At 66.8% G+C, this 15499-nt stretch carries 16 protein-coding genes; 10 read left to right on the forward strand and 6 right to left on the reverse strand.

Going from position 1 to position 15499, the window contains the following annotated elements; translation table 11 throughout:
* Positions 1-6: 6 nt before the first annotated feature.
* Entirely contained in the window at positions 7-567 is a 561-nt protein-coding gene (locus C477_RS03800) for a DUF1850 domain-containing protein (RefSeq protein ID WP_008893117.1), read from the forward strand.
* Positions 564-3254 (forward strand): TRAP transporter permease, encoded by a 2691-nt coding sequence (locus C477_RS03805; RefSeq protein WP_008893118.1) that lies wholly within the window; start codon positions 564-566, stop codon positions 3252-3254. Before C477_RS03800 ends, C477_RS03805 begins: the two co-directional genes overlap by 4 nt.
* Positions 3255-3471: 217 nt before the next feature.
* Here the strand turns inward: C477_RS03805 and C477_RS03810 are convergent, their stop codons facing one another.
* On the reverse strand, positions 3472-4122 hold the full coding sequence (locus tag C477_RS03810; RefSeq protein ID WP_008893119.1) for an IMPACT family protein: 651 nt from the start codon (positions 4120-4122) through the stop codon (positions 3472-3474).
* 131 nt (positions 4123-4253) lie between these two features.
* Between C477_RS03810 and C477_RS03815 the strand changes: the two genes are divergently transcribed.
* On the forward strand, positions 4254-4679 hold the full coding sequence (locus tag C477_RS03815; protein ID WP_008893120.1) for a DUF7522 family protein: 426 nt from the start codon (positions 4254-4256) through the stop codon (positions 4677-4679).
* A gap of 7 nt (positions 4680-4686) precedes the next feature.
* On the opposite strand, the gene C477_RS03820 is transcribed toward C477_RS03815, so the two are convergent.
* A complete protein-coding gene (locus tag C477_RS03820; RefSeq protein WP_008893121.1) occupies positions 4687-5190 on the reverse strand; it encodes an amino acid-binding ACT protein in 504 nt (167 codons plus the stop codon).
* 109 nt (positions 5191-5299) lie between these two features.
* Here C477_RS03820 and C477_RS03825 point away from each other — a divergent pair, with 109 nt between their 5' ends.
* Complete coding sequence (locus C477_RS03825; RefSeq protein WP_008893122.1) at positions 5300-6160, forward strand: hypothetical protein; 861 nt, start codon at positions 5300-5302, stop codon at positions 6158-6160.
* Here the strand turns inward: C477_RS03825 and hisB are convergent.
* Positions 6157-6747: an imidazoleglycerol-phosphate dehydratase HisB gene (gene hisB / locus C477_RS03830; protein WP_008893123.1), complete on the reverse strand. Its 591-nt coding sequence runs from the start codon at positions 6745-6747 to the stop codon at positions 6157-6159. The two genes, C477_RS03825 and hisB, sit on opposite strands and share 4 nt — an antisense overlap.
* 316 nt (positions 6748-7063) lie before the next feature.
* On the opposite strand from hisB, the gene C477_RS03835 reads away from it, so the two are divergent.
* Positions 7064-7333, forward strand: coding sequence for a hypothetical protein (locus tag C477_RS03835; RefSeq protein ID WP_008893124.1), 270 nt, complete (start codon positions 7064-7066; stop codon positions 7331-7333).
* Positions 7334-7446: 113 nt separating this feature from the next.
* Here C477_RS03835 and hisA read toward each other — a convergent pair whose 3' ends face one another.
* Positions 7447-8178 carry a 1-(5-phosphoribosyl)-5-[(5-phosphoribosylamino)methylideneamino]imidazole-4-carboxamide isomerase gene (hisA, locus tag C477_RS03840; protein ID WP_008893125.1) on the reverse strand — a complete coding sequence of 244 codons (732 nt, stop codon included), beginning with the start codon at positions 8176-8178 and terminating at the stop codon, positions 7447-7449.
* A gap of 174 nt (positions 8179-8352) precedes the next feature.
* Here hisA and C477_RS03845 point away from each other — a divergent pair, with 174 nt between their 5' ends.
* The 4 genes from C477_RS03845 (at position 8353) to C477_RS03860 (ending at position 12881) form a co-directional block, all read left to right on the forward strand.
* Positions 8353-10209 carry an SLC13 family permease gene (locus C477_RS03845; RefSeq protein WP_049914220.1) on the forward strand — a complete coding sequence of 619 codons (1857 nt, stop codon included), beginning with the start codon at positions 8353-8355 and terminating at the stop codon, positions 10207-10209.
* Positions 10210-10325: 116 nt separating this feature from the next.
* A complete protein-coding gene (locus tag C477_RS03850; RefSeq protein WP_008893127.1) occupies positions 10326-10709 on the forward strand; it encodes a hypothetical protein in 384 nt (127 codons plus the stop codon).
* Positions 10710-10831: 122 nt separating this feature from the next.
* Positions 10832-12010 carry an inorganic phosphate transporter gene (locus C477_RS03855; protein ID WP_008893128.1) on the forward strand — a complete coding sequence of 393 codons (1179 nt, stop codon included), beginning with the start codon at positions 10832-10834 and terminating at the stop codon, positions 12008-12010.
* Between the two features lie 109 nt (positions 12011-12119).
* On the forward strand, positions 12120-12881 hold the full coding sequence (locus C477_RS03860) for a universal stress protein (protein WP_008893129.1): 762 nt from the start codon (positions 12120-12122) through the stop codon (positions 12879-12881).
* Between the two features lie 23 nt (positions 12882-12904).
* Here the strand turns inward: C477_RS03860 and C477_RS03865 are convergent, their stop codons facing one another.
* Positions 12905-13627 (reverse strand): UspA domain-containing protein, encoded by a 723-nt coding sequence (locus C477_RS03865; protein ID WP_008893130.1) that lies wholly within the window; start codon positions 13625-13627, stop codon positions 12905-12907.
* Positions 13627-15051, reverse strand: coding sequence for an APC family permease (locus tag C477_RS03870; protein WP_008893131.1), 1425 nt, complete (start codon positions 15049-15051; stop codon positions 13627-13629). Before C477_RS03870 ends, C477_RS03865 begins: the two co-directional genes overlap by 1 nt.
* Positions 15052-15190: 139 nt before the next feature.
* Between C477_RS03870 and C477_RS03875 the strand changes: the two genes are divergently transcribed.
* Positions 15191-15499, forward strand: a 309-nt coding sequence (locus C477_RS03875; RefSeq protein WP_008893132.1) for a universal stress protein, incomplete at its 3' end; no start/stop codon positions are given.

Here is a 15499-nt window from a genome sequence, read left to right on the forward strand (position 1 = left end):
ACACTCATGGAACGATCGACTAGATGGTACGGTAGCGCCGTCGTCGTCGCCATCCTCGTGGTTTTCGTCGCGACCGGAGCGGTCGTCGCGCCGGGAGCGACCGAACGCACGCTCGTCGTCGCCGACGCCGACTCGGGCGAGTCGCTGCTCGAGGTCCCCGTCGACGAGGGCGACGAGGTGATCCTCTCGTATACGCACAGCGTCGAGAAGACCCCCGTTCAGGACGTGTACGTCGTCGACGGAGCCGAACTGCGCGCGGATCGAATGGTGTTTCACTCCCACGGTGCGGGACTGCCGTCCGACGAACCGATCGAGCGGACCGACGAGGGGTTCGTCGTCGACGGCGAGGGCTCCCACGAGGAGATCGTGGTCTCTCCAGGCTCGATCGCCGGCCACGAACTCGTCGTCGACGGCGAACGATACGATCTCGTCGAGCGGTCGAACGGGTCCGTCGTCCTCGCGATCGACGGCACCATCGGTGACCGTCTGACGGCCCTTCGCGGGAGCGACTCGGCCGTCGACGACCGAAGCGAGAGCGACGCGCGGTCAGGGAGACTACTAGTATGAGTATAGACACGAACGATACGGACACGGTTTCGGACGAACAGACAGACGAGGTACTCGAGGAAATCGAGCGGCGGCGGACGCTTCGAGGGCCCGCGGCCATTCTCGTCGCCCTGATCGGCATCAGCTTCTCGGCGTTCCAGATGTGGATCGCCGCCCGCGGGCGCCAGTTCGGCGGAACGCTGCCAATGATCGGCGAGTTCCAGCTCATCTCGCTCCAACAGTTACAGGTCAACGCGATCCACGTCACGTTCGCGCTGGTGCTCGCCTTTCTACTGTTTCCGGCGAGCGAAGGCGACGGGTTCGTCGCCCGGCGGCTCGGTCGGATCCCGCCGGCCGTCCGCGACCGCTTGGGCGCCGACCACGCCGTCTCGAGGGGGATCACCCGGCTCGCGGACGGCGTCCGCTGGGCCGTCGTCGATCCGGAACGGGACCGAATCACGCCGCTGGACGTCGCGCTGATCGTCCTCGCGCTCTGGCCGGCCTACTACATCACCACCGAGTTCGACGAGATTCGGTCGCTCCCGATCATCGGCATCGAAAACGCCGGTGCGATCCACGATCTATACCCGTGGCTCGAGCCGCTCGTGGCGCCGCTCGCGTCCCTGGGGCTTCCGGTCGACTTCCCCGTCGCGTACCTCCTCGGGATCGTCGGCATCCTGCTGGTACTCGAGGCGACCAGACGGACGCTCGGCGCCGTCCTCATGGCGCTGGTCGCGTCGTTTATCGTCTACGCCCGCTGGGGCTACATGATCCCCAGTGACTCGCCGATCGGCGCCCTGTCGATTCAGGTCATCGAGTGGGACAATATCGTCTACAACCTCTGGTACACGGTCGAGGCGGGGGTGTTCAGCACGCCCGTCAGCGTCAGCGTCCGGTTTATCTACATCTTCATCCTCTTCGGCGCGTTCCTCGAGATGAGCGGCGCCGGGAAGTGGTTCATCGATCTCGCCTACTCGATGACCGGTACCAGAAAGGGCGGCCCGGCGAAGGCGAGCGTCGTCTCGAGCGGGTTCATGGGCATGCTCAGTGGGTCGTCGATCGCGAACACGGTGACGACGGGCGCCTTTACGATTCCGCTGATGAAGCGGTCGGGCTACTCCCCCTCGTTTTCCGGCGCGGTGGAGTCGTCGGCCTCCTCGGGTGGGCAGATCCTGCCGCCCGTCATGGGTGCCGTCGCCTTCCTCATCGTCGAGTTCACCGGGACGCCGTACTCGGACGTGATCGTGGCGGCCACCCTGCCCGCCATCGCCTTCTTCTTCGGAATGTGGGTGATGGTCCACTTCGAGGCCGTTAAGGGCGGAATCGGCGGTATCCCGCGCGCGGAACTCCCCGACGTTCCCGCGGCGCTTCGTACCGGCTGGTTCTACCTCGTTCCGCTCGTCTTGCTGATCTATTTCCTCGTCATCGCTCGCTTCTCGATCAACCGCTCGGGCTGGTATACGATCGTCACTATCGTCGCGTTGATCGCGGTCGTGGCCGCGTACAACGAGCGAACGCGCATCCCGTTGCTGGGATCGATCGCCGCGCTCTATCTCGTTCAGGTCGCGGCCTTCGCGAGTTACGGCACCGGCCTCGGCGGCGTAGTCGGTGGATCGACGACCGCAGCCTACTCCCTCGGCAACGCGGCGACCGCGGCGGCGTCGGATCTCGGTCTGATAGCGCTCCTCGTCAGTCTCGCATTCATGCTCGTTCAACCGCGGGGCGGGGCTCCGCTGCTCGAACTTGACGGGGCGGTCGACGACGCCGCGGACAAAACGGCGGCGTTGCTCGATCGGCCCACGCTCTCCCGAAACACCGGCTACCGGTTCGGGGCGTTCGTCCTGAAATCGATGGACTCCGGCGCGCGGACCGCGACGACGGTCGTCGTCGCCGTCGCCGCCGCAGGCGTCGTCCCGGGAGTCATCAGCGTCTCCGGGCTCGGCCCGAACCTCGCGGCACTCATCAACACCGTCAGCGGTAACTCCGTGTTGCTGTTGCTCGTCTTGACGGGCGTCGCGTCGATCATCTTCGGAATGGGGATGCCCACCACCGCTATGTACATCATCCTCATCGCGATGCTCGGCGGCCCGATCGAGGACATCGGCGTCTGGGTGGTTGCCGCCCATCTCTTCGTCCTCTACTTCGGGCTGATGGCTGACGTCACGCCGCCGGTCGCCGTCGCCGCCTTCGCGGGCGCGGGGGTCGCCAAGGCCGACGAGATCAAGACCGCGAGCACCGCGTTCCTCCTCTCGCTGAACAAGGTTCTCGTCCCCTTCGCCTTCGTGTTCTCGCCGGGGATCATCCTCACGCGGAAAGTCGACGGCGAGTGGGGACTCATCGGCTGGAGCGACGTGGCCGACGTCGGCTTCTTCCTCCCCGAAGTCGTCATTCCCGTTATCGGAATGTTCGCCGGGGTGTACGCGCTCGGCGTCACCATCATCGGCTACCAGTACTCGGCGGTCGACTCGACCCGGCGCGCCCTATACGCCGTGGCGTCGATCCTGCTGATGGTCCCCGAGATCCCGCTGCTCGTCGTCGAGGGAGCGCTCGCACTGGCCGGGCTGTCGGTCGGACTGACCGGTGTCTGGGTAACCGTCTCCCTGCGGGTCCTCGGCCTCGCGATCCTCGCCTCGCTGTCGTATCGCAACTATTCTCGGCTGTCCGACGGGTCGTCGGACCCCGCTACACCCACGGCGGGCAACGCCTAACTGCGATCCGAGACGGCGAGCGGCGGATCGTCGGCGGAGCTATTTTCAGTTGAGGTCTCGAGGGAGAAACGACGGCGTACTCGAACGCGGACGCGTCCGCCGTCGGCTCGGGACCCGTCGGTCGGACTCGCTGCACTCGGGTCGGTCTTCGCCGTCGAGAGTTCAGGACGAACGAGTCGACCGCAGGCTATTCGGTCACCAGTACGACCGCGAGGGCTCACTCGAGGTCCGCCCGCCCGCTCGTCGCGCTCCGCAGTCGATCACGGAACTCATCGGCTTCCTCGAGGGGGACGCGCACGTCGAACGAGACGGCTTCCTGATAGTCCGCCTCGAACTCGTAGCCCTCGCTCTCGAGAATCCCGCGGACCGTGCCGGAGTCGTCGTATTCGACGGAGATCGAGACGGTTTCGTGCGGTCGCTCCTCGACGACGCCGGCGGCCTCGACGGCCTCCTTGACGGCCCGCGAGTAGGCTCGGACGAGACCGCCGACGCCGAGGTTCGTCCCGCCGTAGTAGCGCGTGACGACGACCGCGCAGTTCTCGATCTCTTGCTGGGTGAGGACGTTCAGCGCCGGCTTTCCCGCGGAGCCGGAGGGCTCGCCGTCGTCGCTCGAGTACTCTCGAAGGAAGTAGCCCGCTCCCGCGGCGTTCTCGCCGTTCCCGCCGCTTTCGCCGCTCTCGTCGCCGACTCGCACCCGGTAGGCGGGGACGTTGTGGGTCGCGTCGGCGTACTCCTCGCTGACGGCGTCGACGAACGACTCGGCGGCGTCGACGGAGTCGACCGGTCGAACGCGGCCGATGAACTCAGAGCCCTGCACGACGAAGTCGGCGGTGGCCGCCCGGGCGACAGTTCGGTACGATCGACTCACGGCGACTCCCCTCGCACGATACGCGACGGTACGCCCGGTAGCGAAAAGAGCGCGTCGGTCCGTTCGTCCCGCGAACTATCATATTCTCGATGTTCAGTACGCTCTTGTCCCCCGCTGTGGTGGATGCGGGTATGAGCGACGAAACCGAGCTCGAGACCGAAACCATCGACCGGACGCTCGCGGAGGAACTCCTCAGCGTCAGCCGAACCGCCGTCGGCGACGAGCTGCGGAGCATCACCTACTTCACCGAGGACGAGGTCGAGCAGATCTACCTCCGTTCGGACCTCGAACAGACGGCCGACCTCGTCGGGTTCGCCGATCACGAACGGCTCGGCTTTCGCTCCCAGTCGGCCTACCGCAACACGCAACTCGGCGAGTACCAGGCGACGGTTCGGATGTTCGAGAACGGCTACCTCTCCCGGGTGATCCGCGGGCCCCACGGCGTCTGGGTGACGACCGACGACATGTCGATGGATCGGTTCAAGGAACTGACGACCGCGACCAAGTCGGTCCTGGACGACCACGCCGATACGGTGTCGACCGACGGCGACGACTGACCGATCGTCACTGGAGTTCGATCTTGCGGACGAACTCGAGGTCGCGAATCTCGGTGATAACGCTGCCCGGCAGCTCCTGATCGGTGATCAGGTAGAGTTGCGGCTCGTCGGTGAACTCGGGGTCCTCGCTGATCGTCTGACGGATCGAGATGTCGTGTTCGGCCAGGAGACCGGTGATCCCCGCGACGATTCCCTTCTGGTCGGCGTCGTCGGGCGTGACCGTCAGCACCGTCAGGTCGAGCACCGGCGCCAGATCCATCAGGCTCGGCACCTGCGAGATGTTCTGGAAGATGCGGCGCAGCTCGGGGTCGCCGAGGATGACGTCGGTTGTCGAGTCGACGACGCGCCGGTCGACGCCGATCTCGCGGGCGATACCCGTGTTCGGAATCTCGATCCCGCCCGAGACGACGCGGCCGTCGTCGTTGACCGAGAACCCCCGCTCTAACAGCAAGCGAATCACCGCCTGCTGGCTGGGCGACCCCTCGAACTTCTCCATGATCTCGTCGAACATTCGTTGGCGGATATACGGTGGCCGGCGTATAAGGCCCGGTGATCGACGTCATCGAGTGAACGGCGCGTCTGGCGGGCGATTTTTGACGGTCCGGGCGAAACGGCACACCATGCGCGAACTCCGACGTTGTGACTTCTGCGGTGGCGACGCGGCCGGGGCGTTCGAAATCGTCCCGCCCGAACTCGAGCCGACTGAAGCCGAACAGCGACGCGTCGTCCTCTGTACCGACTGCAAGGATCGTCTGCAGACCCTCATCGAACCGCTGCTCGCCCGCGCTGGCGCCGGCACCGGCGGCGAGTCGTCGGCAGCGTCCGCGGGGGACGGACGACCCTCCGACGAGGGCGACGACGGCGATCGTGCCGGCGGAAACGCGAGCGAGAGCGGGACCGTCGTCGCGTCGGCCGACGAGTCGACCCCGAAGCGGTCGCGAGCCTCGCGTCCCAACGCGACGGTGTCGGACGCGAGTACCGGCGAGAGCGACGCCGCCGGCGATGACGTCGGCGCCAATGACGCCGAATCCGACGACGCCGAAGCCGAAGCCGCCGAAACTGACAACAGCGCCGCCGACGCCGGCGGTGACGCGGCGATCGATTCCGAGTCGCTGCTCGAGGATGGGATCACCTTCGAGCACGCCGAGCCCGCGGACGGGGAATCGAACACGCCGGAACCGGCGTCCACAACCGGGGAAGAAACCGACGACGAAACCGAGTCAGACGACGAGCGCTCGAGCGACGCGGAGACCAGCGCGTCGGCCGATCGAGACGGCACGAGTCAGCCGCCGGCCGCGTACGGCAAGGTGCTTCGACTGCTGCGGAACCGCGAGTTCCCCATGCAGCGCAGCGCCGTCGAAAGCCTGGCCGCCGGCGCCTACGATCTCGAGTCCAGCGAAGTCGACGCGATCATCGACCACGCGATCGAACGGGACGAATTCGTCGAGAAGCGCGGCGAACTGCGCCGACCCGACGTCTAAAGCGTCCCCTTCGTGCTCGGGGTCCCCTCGCGGTGCTCGTCGAGTCGCGTCGCGTCGTCGAGCGTCCGCGCGAGCGCCTTGAACAGCGCCTCGACCTCGTGGTGGGCGTTCTCGCCGGCAACCACCTCGAGGTGGACGGTCAGGCCGGCGTTCATCGCCAGCGACTCGCCGAAGTGACGAGCCATATCGCTCGTGAAGTCGCCGATCTGCGCCTGGGAGAACGTCCCGTCGAAGTAGAACCGAGGGCGGCCGCTGACGTCGACGACGGCGCCGGCGACGGCCTCGTCCAGGGGCACCTTCCGGTCGGCGTAGCGGACGATCCCCGCCCGATCGCCCAGCGCCTCGTCGAACGCCTCCCCGAGGACGATGGCCACGTCCTCGACGGTGTGGTGGTCGTCGACCGCGAGGTCGCCGTCGCAGTCGACGGTCAGGTCGAACAGGCCGTGTTTGGCGAACGACGTCAGCATGTGATCGAAGAAACCGATCCCGGTGTCGACGTCGGCCTCGCCGGTGCCGTCGATCGCGAGTTCGAGTTCGATCGATGTCTCGGCCGTCTCCCGCGTTCGGGTCGCCGTTCGCTCGCTCATGTCGCTTCGATCGCACCGCCGGTACAAGGGAATTGCGCTCGACCGGTCTCCCCTCGAGGGAACCAGCGTCGACAGTGTCTATATACTGATACTGTCGGCCACGTTTCACTCTCGGTCGCTCGGGAGCCGAAAATAGCTTCGGATCGGTTTAGACTTCCTAAGGCCCTTATGAAAGATCTAACTGTTTCTAATCGGGTATCAAAATATCGTATTGACTCGTTACCGAGGGTAAAACGAAGCGAAATGACGACAATATTCAGTCCATTATATGATGCGAGGGGAGAATGTCGTGTATACGAAGAGGTGACCCGAACCGATGTCAAACCCCTCCCCGCTCTCGAACGAATCGATCGGTCCGTCCGGCCCTGAATCGGACCGACAACACGAGCAGCGCCTTCGCCGGCTCGTCCGCTCAGTCAAAGGCTCGACGCAGTTCCTCTCGTTCTGGGTCGCGATCGCCCTCCCGTTCGTCCACCTGCCGCTGCTCGCACAGGGGCTGGGCGATCCGCGGATCACCGCCACGTTCCTCGTCCTCCTCGCCGTCAACGTCTGTGCCCTCTACGTCGGCCACGGCTACAAGCAGTAACGCGCTATCGACGCTCGCACCGGACTCGATCCCGTCGCCCAGCCAGTCACCTCTCGAGTACGTCGCGTCGCGATCTGCGATACCGAGCGTCGTTCGCTCCGCCGTTCCGGTCGCTACCCGTCGACTGCGTTCTGAGCGTCCGCGAGCGAGAACCGGCCTTCGTACAGCGCGCTCCCGACCACGACGGCGGCCGCGCCGGCCGCCTCGAGAGCCTGCACGTCCTCCAGCGTCGCGACGCCGCCGCTGGCGATCACGGGAATGTCGGTCGCCTCGACCAGTTCGCGGACGGGTTCGGCGGCGACCCCCTCGAGTTGACCCTCGACGTCGACGTTCGTGAAGAGAATCGCCGCGGCCCCCAGTTCCTCGTAGCGCTCGGCGGCGTCAACCGGCGAGATCCCGGCGCCCTCGGTCCAGCCCTCGACGACGACCTCGCCGTCCTTCGCGTCGAGGCTGACGACCACGCTGTCAGGGTGGCACTCGCTGATCTCGGCGACGATCTCGGGGTTCTCGACGGCGGCGGTGCCGAGGATGACCCGGTCGACGCCGCGGTCGAGCAGGTCGACGGCGTCGTCGGCGGTCCGGATTCCCCCGCCCAACTGGGTGGGGACGTCGACGGTCTCGAGGACCTCGTCGATGGCGTCGCCGTTCGCCCGCCGGCCCTCGAAGGCGCCGTCCAGATCGACGAGGTGTAACGCCTCGGCGCCCTCGTCGAGCCACCGCCGGGCGGCGTCGACGGGATCGCCGTAGGTCTTCTCGGTCCCGCGCTCGCCCTGGACGAGCTGGACGACCTCGCCGTCCTGCATGTCGACGGCGGGAATCACCTGAAATGCCGGAAACGCGCTCATACGATGGCGCAGGCCGGGCGCGGGCCTAAAGCCACCGACTTCGGCGCCGACGACGCCGCGTAGCGGCGCAGGCGACGGCCGCGTATCAGCGCCGATGACGACTCTCGAGCCGTTACAGTCCGAATCTCGTGGCGAGCGCTTACGGAACGGGACCGCGTGGGCTGTGATATCCGGATGACGGCCCCCGTCGCGCTCGCGCAGGACCTCGCGATACGGCCCGAACTGACGACGGACGTCCTCGTCGTCTTCGGCGTCGTCGCGCTCGCCCTCGCGTTGTTCGTCACCGAACGGCTGCCGATCGACGTGACCGCGATCTCGCTGATCGTGATTCTGGTCGTCCTCGAGCCGTGGACCGGGGTCGATCCCGAAACCGGCATCTCGGGGTTCGCGAACGAGGCGACGATCACGGTGCTGGCGATGTTGATCCTCAGCGGCGGCATCAGCCGGACGGGACTCGTCCAGGAACTGGGACGGCGGATGGCCGCCTTCGCGGGCGAGAGCCTCCGGAAGCAGCTGTTCGCGACCGTCGGCGCGACCGCCCCGGTCTCCGGCTTTCTGAACAACACGCCGGTCGTCGCCCTGCTGGTGCCGGTCGTCACCGACGTCGCCAACCGCGGGAACACCTCGCCCTCGAAGCTGCTGATCCCGCTGTCCTACGCCTCGCAGGTCGGCGGGATGCTCACGCTGATCGGCACGTCGACGAACATCCTCGCCAGCGACATCAGCGCGCGGCTGGGCTCCGAGTACCCCGAACTCCACCGGTTCTCGATGTTCGAGTTCACGCAGTTGGGGGTTATCGTCGTCATCACCGGCTCGTTGTACCTGATCTTCGTCGGTCACTACCTCCTCCCTGAGCGCGTCCCGCCGCGGGCGGACTACCTCGAGGAGTACGACGTCGGGGACTACATCGCCGACGTCGCGGTGGTCCCCGGCTCGCCGCTCGTGGGAGAGACGGTCGGCGAGGCGACCGACAGGTTCGGTCCCGAGATCGACGTCGTGCAGGTCGTCCGCGACGAGAACCGGTCGGTCGCGCCCCGCCAAAGCACCCACCTCACGGAGGGCGACGTCCTCGTCGTTCGCACGAATCGTGACGCGATCACGACCCTCGAGGACGCCGAGGGCGTCGAACTCGTCGGTCGATCGGACTCCACCGCGACGCTGTCTCCGGACGGCGAGTCGGGGATCGTCACGGAACTGGTCGTCGCGCTGGACTCGCAACTGATCGGCGAACGCCTCGATCCCGAGTCGTTTCGCGAGGAGTTCGGCGCCGCCGTCCTCGGCCTCCGGCGCCACGGCGCGCTCGTCGGCGAGCGGATCGTCGGCCGCCGGCTCGACGTCGGCGACACGCTGCTCATTCAGGCGCCGCCCGACACGCTGGATCGACTCTCGCGGCGCGACGGCGTGATCGTCGCCCGCGAACCGCCGCGGTCCGAGTACCGCGCTGATAAGGCGCCGGTCGCCGTCGCCATTATGATCGGGGTCGTCGCGATCGCGGCCCTCGAGATCTATCCGATCCTGATCACCGCGCTCGCGGGCGTGGTCGCGATGGTCGTCACGGGCGTCTTAGAGCCCAACGAACTGTACGACGCCGTCGAGTGGGACATCATCTTCCTGCTCGCGGGCGTGATCCCGCTGGGTGTCGCACTCGAGGACTCCGGTGCGGCGGCGCTCCTCGCGTTCGCGATCGTCGAAGCCGCGGGGCTGTTGCCGACGATCGCGGTGCTCTGGGTGTTCTACATGTTCACGGCACTGTTGACGAACGTCATCAGCAACAACGCCAGCGTCGTGCTCCTGATCCCGGTCGCGGCCGCGGCGGCGGCGGGCATCGACGCGAACCCGTTCGCGTTCGTCCTGGCGGTCACCTTCGCCGCGAGCACGGCCTTTCTGGGGCCGATCGGCTACCAGACGAACCTCTTTGTCTACGGCCCCGGTGGCTACCGCTTCAGCGACTACGCGCGAATCGGCGCACCGCTGCAGGTGCTGCTCTCGGTGGTGACCGTCCTCGGCATCGCCGTGCTCTGGGGCGTGTGATGCAGTTCTCCCCAAGTGATTTCACACGCTACCCTGAAATGATACGACGTTATGAGCGTCCGTGTGGAACGAGTCCGAAACCGACCCGCGACTACGCTGAAGGGGCAGACCGAACGATGAATCCGAGCCGTATCGACGCGATCATCGATCTCGCCTACGGGGTGCTGATTTTCGTCTCGGTCGTTCTGATCGTCGTCGAGGGAACGCGAGTCGGATTAGCGCTCGGGTTGGGCGTCCTCGTCTCGTACGCGTTGCACGTGATCTGGAAGATGGCGCGCTTCGATCCGGAGTGGATGACGAGGGAAGTAGAAGAGACGGTCGAAGAAGCCGTCGAACAGTCGATCGGCGAGCAGGTCGACGCGGTCCAACAACAGATCGAAACCGTCGACGAGCGCATCGACCGTCGTCCGCGCGAAGACGAGATCGAGGACCTCCTCGAGGAGACGGTCGCCGACGAAACGGCGGACGGCGGGGACGAGACCGGAGACACGACGCGGTAACCCCTCGCAGTCTCATCGGGTCACCGACGCGGGCGCCACCCGCACCCGACGGCTCGTCGATTCTCGCGTCGTACACGACGGCACAACGAATATCCGAATCGACGTGAAAGCCGTATATCAGTATGGTGTCCGTGCTGCTGCTCGTGGGGATTCTCGTGGCCGTCTTCGTGGGCTACAACATCGGCGGCGCGACGACGGGCCCGGCGTTCGGTCCGGCCGTCGGTGCCGATGCCATCTCGAAGACGACCGCCGGCGTACTGATGACGGTGTTTTTCTTCGTCGGTGCGTGGACGATCGGGCGTCGCGTCGTCGAGACCCTCGGGGGCGACCTCGTCTACGATCCCGGTGTCTTCACGCTCGAGGCGAGCGTCGGCGTGCTCTTTTTCATCGGCGTGGCGCTGTTCATCGGGAACTTCTTCGGCGTCCCCGCCTCGACGTCGATGACCGCCGTCGGCTCGATCGCGGGACTCGCACTCGCCGCCGGGGAACTCAACTGGGTCGTAATGGGGCAGATCGCCATCTGGTGGGTCGTCTCCCCGTTCATCGGATTCTGGGTCTCGCTGATCATCGGCCGCTACTTCTACTCGTCCCTCAATCGAAAGCTCGCGATGGAACGCAGCGTCGGCCCGCTCGTTCGGATCGATCGGTCCGGTCGCGTTCCGATCCCGACTCCGAGCGACACCACCAACCGGCGCGAACTGGGCGGCGTGGCGATGGTGATCGTCATCGGCTGCCTGATGGCGTTCAGTTCCGGGACCTCGAACATCGCGAACGCGATCGCCCCGCTCGTCGGCAGCGGCGAACTCGAGATGAATCCCGCCATCCTCATCGGCTGTGTCGCGGTCGGGATCGGGACGGTCACGATCGCACGACGCACCCTCGAGACGATGGGGAACGAGCTCACGGAGCTGCCGCTGACGGCGGCGATCGTCACGGCGACGGTCAGCGCCTCGCTCGTGATCTTCCTCTCCGCGATCGGCATTCCGGCGAGTTTCGTCATCATCGCAACGATGTGCATCATCGGTCTCGGCTGGGGGCGGGCGACGCGACCGGTGACGGTCTCCGAGGCGGTCCGCGGCGAGGAGTCGCCGCCGGTCTCGGTCGGCGCGCTGACCGCCGACCGGGAGGGAGAGGAGTTGCCGCCGATCGGCGAAGAGGAACCCGAACGGATCCCGAGCGCGGCCGATCTCTTCGATCCGGCGACGACGGCCCGCGTCGTGCTCATGCAGAACGTCGTCCCGATGATCGCGACGGTCGGCGCGTACGCCACGTTTCGGTTCGTTCCCATCTTCGGACTCTGACGCCGCCGCTGTCCGACGCGAGACGCCGACGGCGATCGGTATCGGTGCTCGCTTTCCTGCAGGGGGTATATTACCCGCTGTCCCGTATGCGAACCAGAGGCATTCGCCAATGCCTGACACTGGCGATCACCGCGTGCTCGTTCCCGTCGCGGTACTCCGCGGGGAGAGCGTTCCCACGACCATCGTCGACGCGTTCGCGTCGATCCCGGTCGTCTTGCTCGGGTATCACGAAGTCCCCGAACAGACGTCGCCGGATCAGGCGCGCGATCAGTACCAGCGGCGAGCCGCGCGCGAACTCGAGGAGCGTCGGTCGGTGTTCGAAGCCGCCGGCTGTCCCGTCACCTCGCGACTCGTGTTCACGCACGATCGCTTCAAGACGTTCGAACGCGTCGCGGTCGAAGCGGAGTGTGACGCCGTCTTGATTCTCAATCCGGCGCCGGTCCTCGAGCGGTTTCTCGTCGCGATCCGGAGCGACATTAACGTCGAGCACAAGGCGCGACTCGTCGCCACGGTACTGGACGGGACGGAAATCGACGTGACCCTCTTTCACGTCGTCGCGGACGAACGAGACCGGCATCGAGGGGACGAACTGCTCGCGACGACGGCCGACGCGCTCGAGGACGCGGGAGTCGACCCCGATCGGATCTCTCGCTCGATCGTCGTCGCCGACTCGCCGACGGAGGCGATCCTCGAGGCCGCGAGCGAGCACGACGCGATCGTCGCGGGCGAGAGCCGACCGTCGGTCCGTCGGTACGTCCTTCGAGACCGCGCCGAGCGGATCGCGAAGCGAACGGCCGATCCGGTCCTCGTCGTCCGCGGAGAGTACCTCGAACCCGCCGACGAGGAGGAAGGCGACGCTGCAGCCGAGTAACCGAGTAAGTCTCGAGACGACCCTCACGACGAATTCGACGCCGACGCCGACGACGCGTCTCGAGCGGNGACCGACTCGGCGGCGATCCGCTCGGGCTCCTCGCCGAGCAGGAACGACTGGAGCGACGGGGCGTGCTCGCCCACGACGATCGCGTCGTGCTCCGCCGCGGCTTCTCCGAGCGCGTCGAACGGCGCGCCGCTGACGGCGTCGAACGGCCCCTCGCTCACGACGAGCGTCGACTCCGCGTCGATTCCGCGCCTCGAGAGGGTTTCGATGGCCTCCTCGAGCGCCAGTCGGCCGTCGGTCTCCGCGTCCGTCGCGAGAAACAGCGTGACGTCGATCTCGCGGTCGCCGACCAGTTCGGCGACGAACTCGAGGATGCGGTCGACGGCGACGTCGCCGGTGAGCGCCACGAAGAGTCGATCGATCGATCCCGCGGCGCCCGTGATGACGTACGCTCGCGACTCCGTTTCGGCGGCGACCCGATCGATCGTCTGGTCTCGATCGTGCGTGAACGCGAGCCGGTAGTCGGCCTCGCGCCCGTCGTCCTCGAACGCCGTCGCCAGGTCGGCGAGCGCGTCGGTCGCACGCTCGCCGTACTGGAGCCGCGCCTGATCCGGCGGCGTCTGCTCGGGCAGGACGTGATAGCCGAGGACGGTCACGTCGACCGGCTCGAGCAGGCGGACGAGTCCGGGCGAAACCGATTCGCCCTCGAGCACGGTCAGCGGGACGAGGACGCGCGTCATCACAGTGCCCCCCGTAGCGTCACGTCGCGCGCGTAATAGAAGTACCAGCCGGCGGTTACGGCCATCACCGCGACGCCGATGACCTGCGAAGCGGGTTGCATGAATCCGATGAGCCCGAAGCTGGCGACCGCCCCCACCGCCGGGACGACCGGATAGCCGGGCGTCCGGAAGTCGGGATCGTACCACTCGGGCTCGTCGCGGCGAAGCGAGACGAGCGCGACGCAGATCAGGCCGTACATGACGAGGTGCAGGAAGGACGCGACCTCCGCGAGCAGCTCCACCTGTCCGGTGGCAACCAACACGAGGATCGGTCCGCCGGCCAACCCGAGCGCGACGTGGGGCGTCCCGTACCTGAGGTTGATTCGACTCGCCCGCCGCGGGAGCAAGGCGTCCCTCGAGACGGCGTAGACCGCCCGCGACGTGCTGAGTATCGAGGCGTTGGCGCTCGAAATCGTCGCGAGCAGGCCGCCGAAGACGATCGCCAACGCGCCGATCGAACCGAGGTAGTGGCGCCCGACTTCGACCATCGCCGTCTCGCCGAGTTCGGCGAGGCGGTCGCTTCCGAACGCGCTCGTCGCGACGAAGATTGTCACCACGTACAAGATCCCGACGATGAGCACGGAGCCGACCATCGAAAGCGGCAGGTTCCGGCCGGGGTCTCTCATCTCGCCGGCGACGGTCGCGATCTGTGCGAAGCCGAGATAGGAGGTGAACACGAGGGCCGACGTCGTCAACACGGGAAACGCGCCGAACGGGGCGAACCGCTCGGGTGCGGCCGGTTCGCCGACGAGGCCGAGCGCGTCGAGCCCGCCGAAGCCCAGAAAGCACACCAGAATCGAGAGCAACAGCGCGACGATTCCGTTCTGGAGCTTCGCCGCGTTCTCCGTTCCCGTGACGTTCAACACCGTGAACCCGGCGCCGAACAACAGCGCCAGCGGGATCACCAGTCCGTTGCCGACCGCGATTCCGAGCTCCGCGAGCGTGTCGACGGCGTAATACCCGAATCCGACCAGGTAGAACGCCGTCGCGAACACGAGCCCCAGCCACAGCGACAGTCCGACGACGGTCCCGGCGAACGTCCCGAGTCCGCGCGAGATGAAGTAGTAGCCGCCGCCGCTTTTCGGCATCGCCGTCGCGAGTTCCGACGCCGGCAGCGCCACGAAGAGCGCGATCACCGCCCCGATCGCGAACGAACCCGCCGCGGCGGGGCCCGCGCGTCCCGCCGCCAATCCGGGGAAGACGAAGATACCCGCACCGATCATCGTCCCGATACCGATCGCGAGGCCGCCGACGAGTCCGAGCGTCCGCTCGAGTTCGGCGTCGTCGGTCTTCGTCGCCGCTTCGGTTTCGACCGTCGGTTCGATACGCGGCGCTTCGTCGTCGATGTTGGTCCCCTCGCCGACTGCCGGCGCGTCGCGATCCATGATCGGTCCGTGGCTATGTGCGTCTATGCGACACACACCCTTGGTACTGGGGGCGGAAGACGACGGCCGCCGACCTCAGCGATCCGTTCGAACGGCGGCCCGCCCGTGGGCTTATTCCCGTCGCCGTGGGAGGGGGCGTATGGTCTCAGACGTCCTCGTCCCGATGGACGGATCGGAGATGAGCGAATACGCGCTCGAGTACGCGATCGACGCGTTTCCGAACGCCGAGATAACCGTTCTCCACGTCGTCGGTGAGCCGTCTCCGATGTGGGGGCGAGCGACGGGTCTCGCGCTCGCCGACGACATCGAGGAGGCGGCCCGCGAGCATGCGGAGACGGTGTTCGAACGGGCACGCGAGATCGTCGCCGACGCCGACAGCGACGGCGACGTCCCTTTCCGTACGGAGATCGAATTCGGCCACCCCGTGCGCGCGATCGTCGATCGCGCC

The sequence above is a fragment of the Haloterrigena salina JCM 13891 genome, from assembly GCF_000337495.1.
Taxonomy (GTDB): domain Archaea; phylum Halobacteriota; class Halobacteria; order Halobacteriales; family Natrialbaceae; genus Haloterrigena; species Haloterrigena salina.

Coding starts and splice junctions, on each gene's coding strand:
- C477_RS03800 (WP_008893117.1), top strand. CDS start 7: ATGGAACGATCGACTAGATGGTACGGTAGCGCCGTCGTCGTCGCCATC.
- C477_RS03805 (WP_008893118.1), top strand. CDS start 564: ATGAGTATAGACACGAACGATACGGACACGGTTTCGGACGAACAGACA.
- C477_RS03815 (WP_008893120.1), top strand. CDS start 4,254: ATGAGCGACGAAACCGAGCTCGAGACCGAAACCATCGACCGGACGCTC.
- C477_RS03820 (WP_008893121.1), bottom strand. CDS start 5,190: ATGTTCGACGAGATCATGGAGAAGTTCGAGGGGTCGCCCAGCCAGCAG.
- C477_RS03825 (WP_008893122.1), top strand. CDS start 5,300: ATGCGCGAACTCCGACGTTGTGACTTCTGCGGTGGCGACGCGGCCGGG.
- hisB (WP_008893123.1), bottom strand. CDS start 6,747: ATGAGCGAGCGAACGGCGACCCGAACGCGGGAGACGGCCGAGACATCG.
- C477_RS03835 (WP_008893124.1), top strand. CDS start 7,064: ATGTCAAACCCCTCCCCGCTCTCGAACGAATCGATCGGTCCGTCCGGC.
- hisA (WP_008893125.1), bottom strand. CDS start 8,178: ATGAGCGCGTTTCCGGCATTTCAGGTGATTCCCGCCGTCGACATGCAG.
- C477_RS03845 (WP_049914220.1), top strand. CDS start 8,353: ATGACGGCCCCCGTCGCGCTCGCGCAGGACCTCGCGATACGGCCCGAA.
- C477_RS03850 (WP_008893127.1), top strand. CDS start 10,326: ATGAATCCGAGCCGTATCGACGCGATCATCGATCTCGCCTACGGGGTG.
- C477_RS03855 (WP_008893128.1), top strand. CDS start 10,832: ATGGTGTCCGTGCTGCTGCTCGTGGGGATTCTCGTGGCCGTCTTCGTG.
- C477_RS03860 (WP_008893129.1), top strand. CDS start 12,120: ATGCCTGACACTGGCGATCACCGCGTGCTCGTTCCCGTCGCGGTACTC.
- C477_RS03870 (WP_008893131.1), bottom strand. CDS start 15,051: ATGGATCGCGACGCGCCGGCAGTCGGCGAGGGGACCAACATCGACGAC.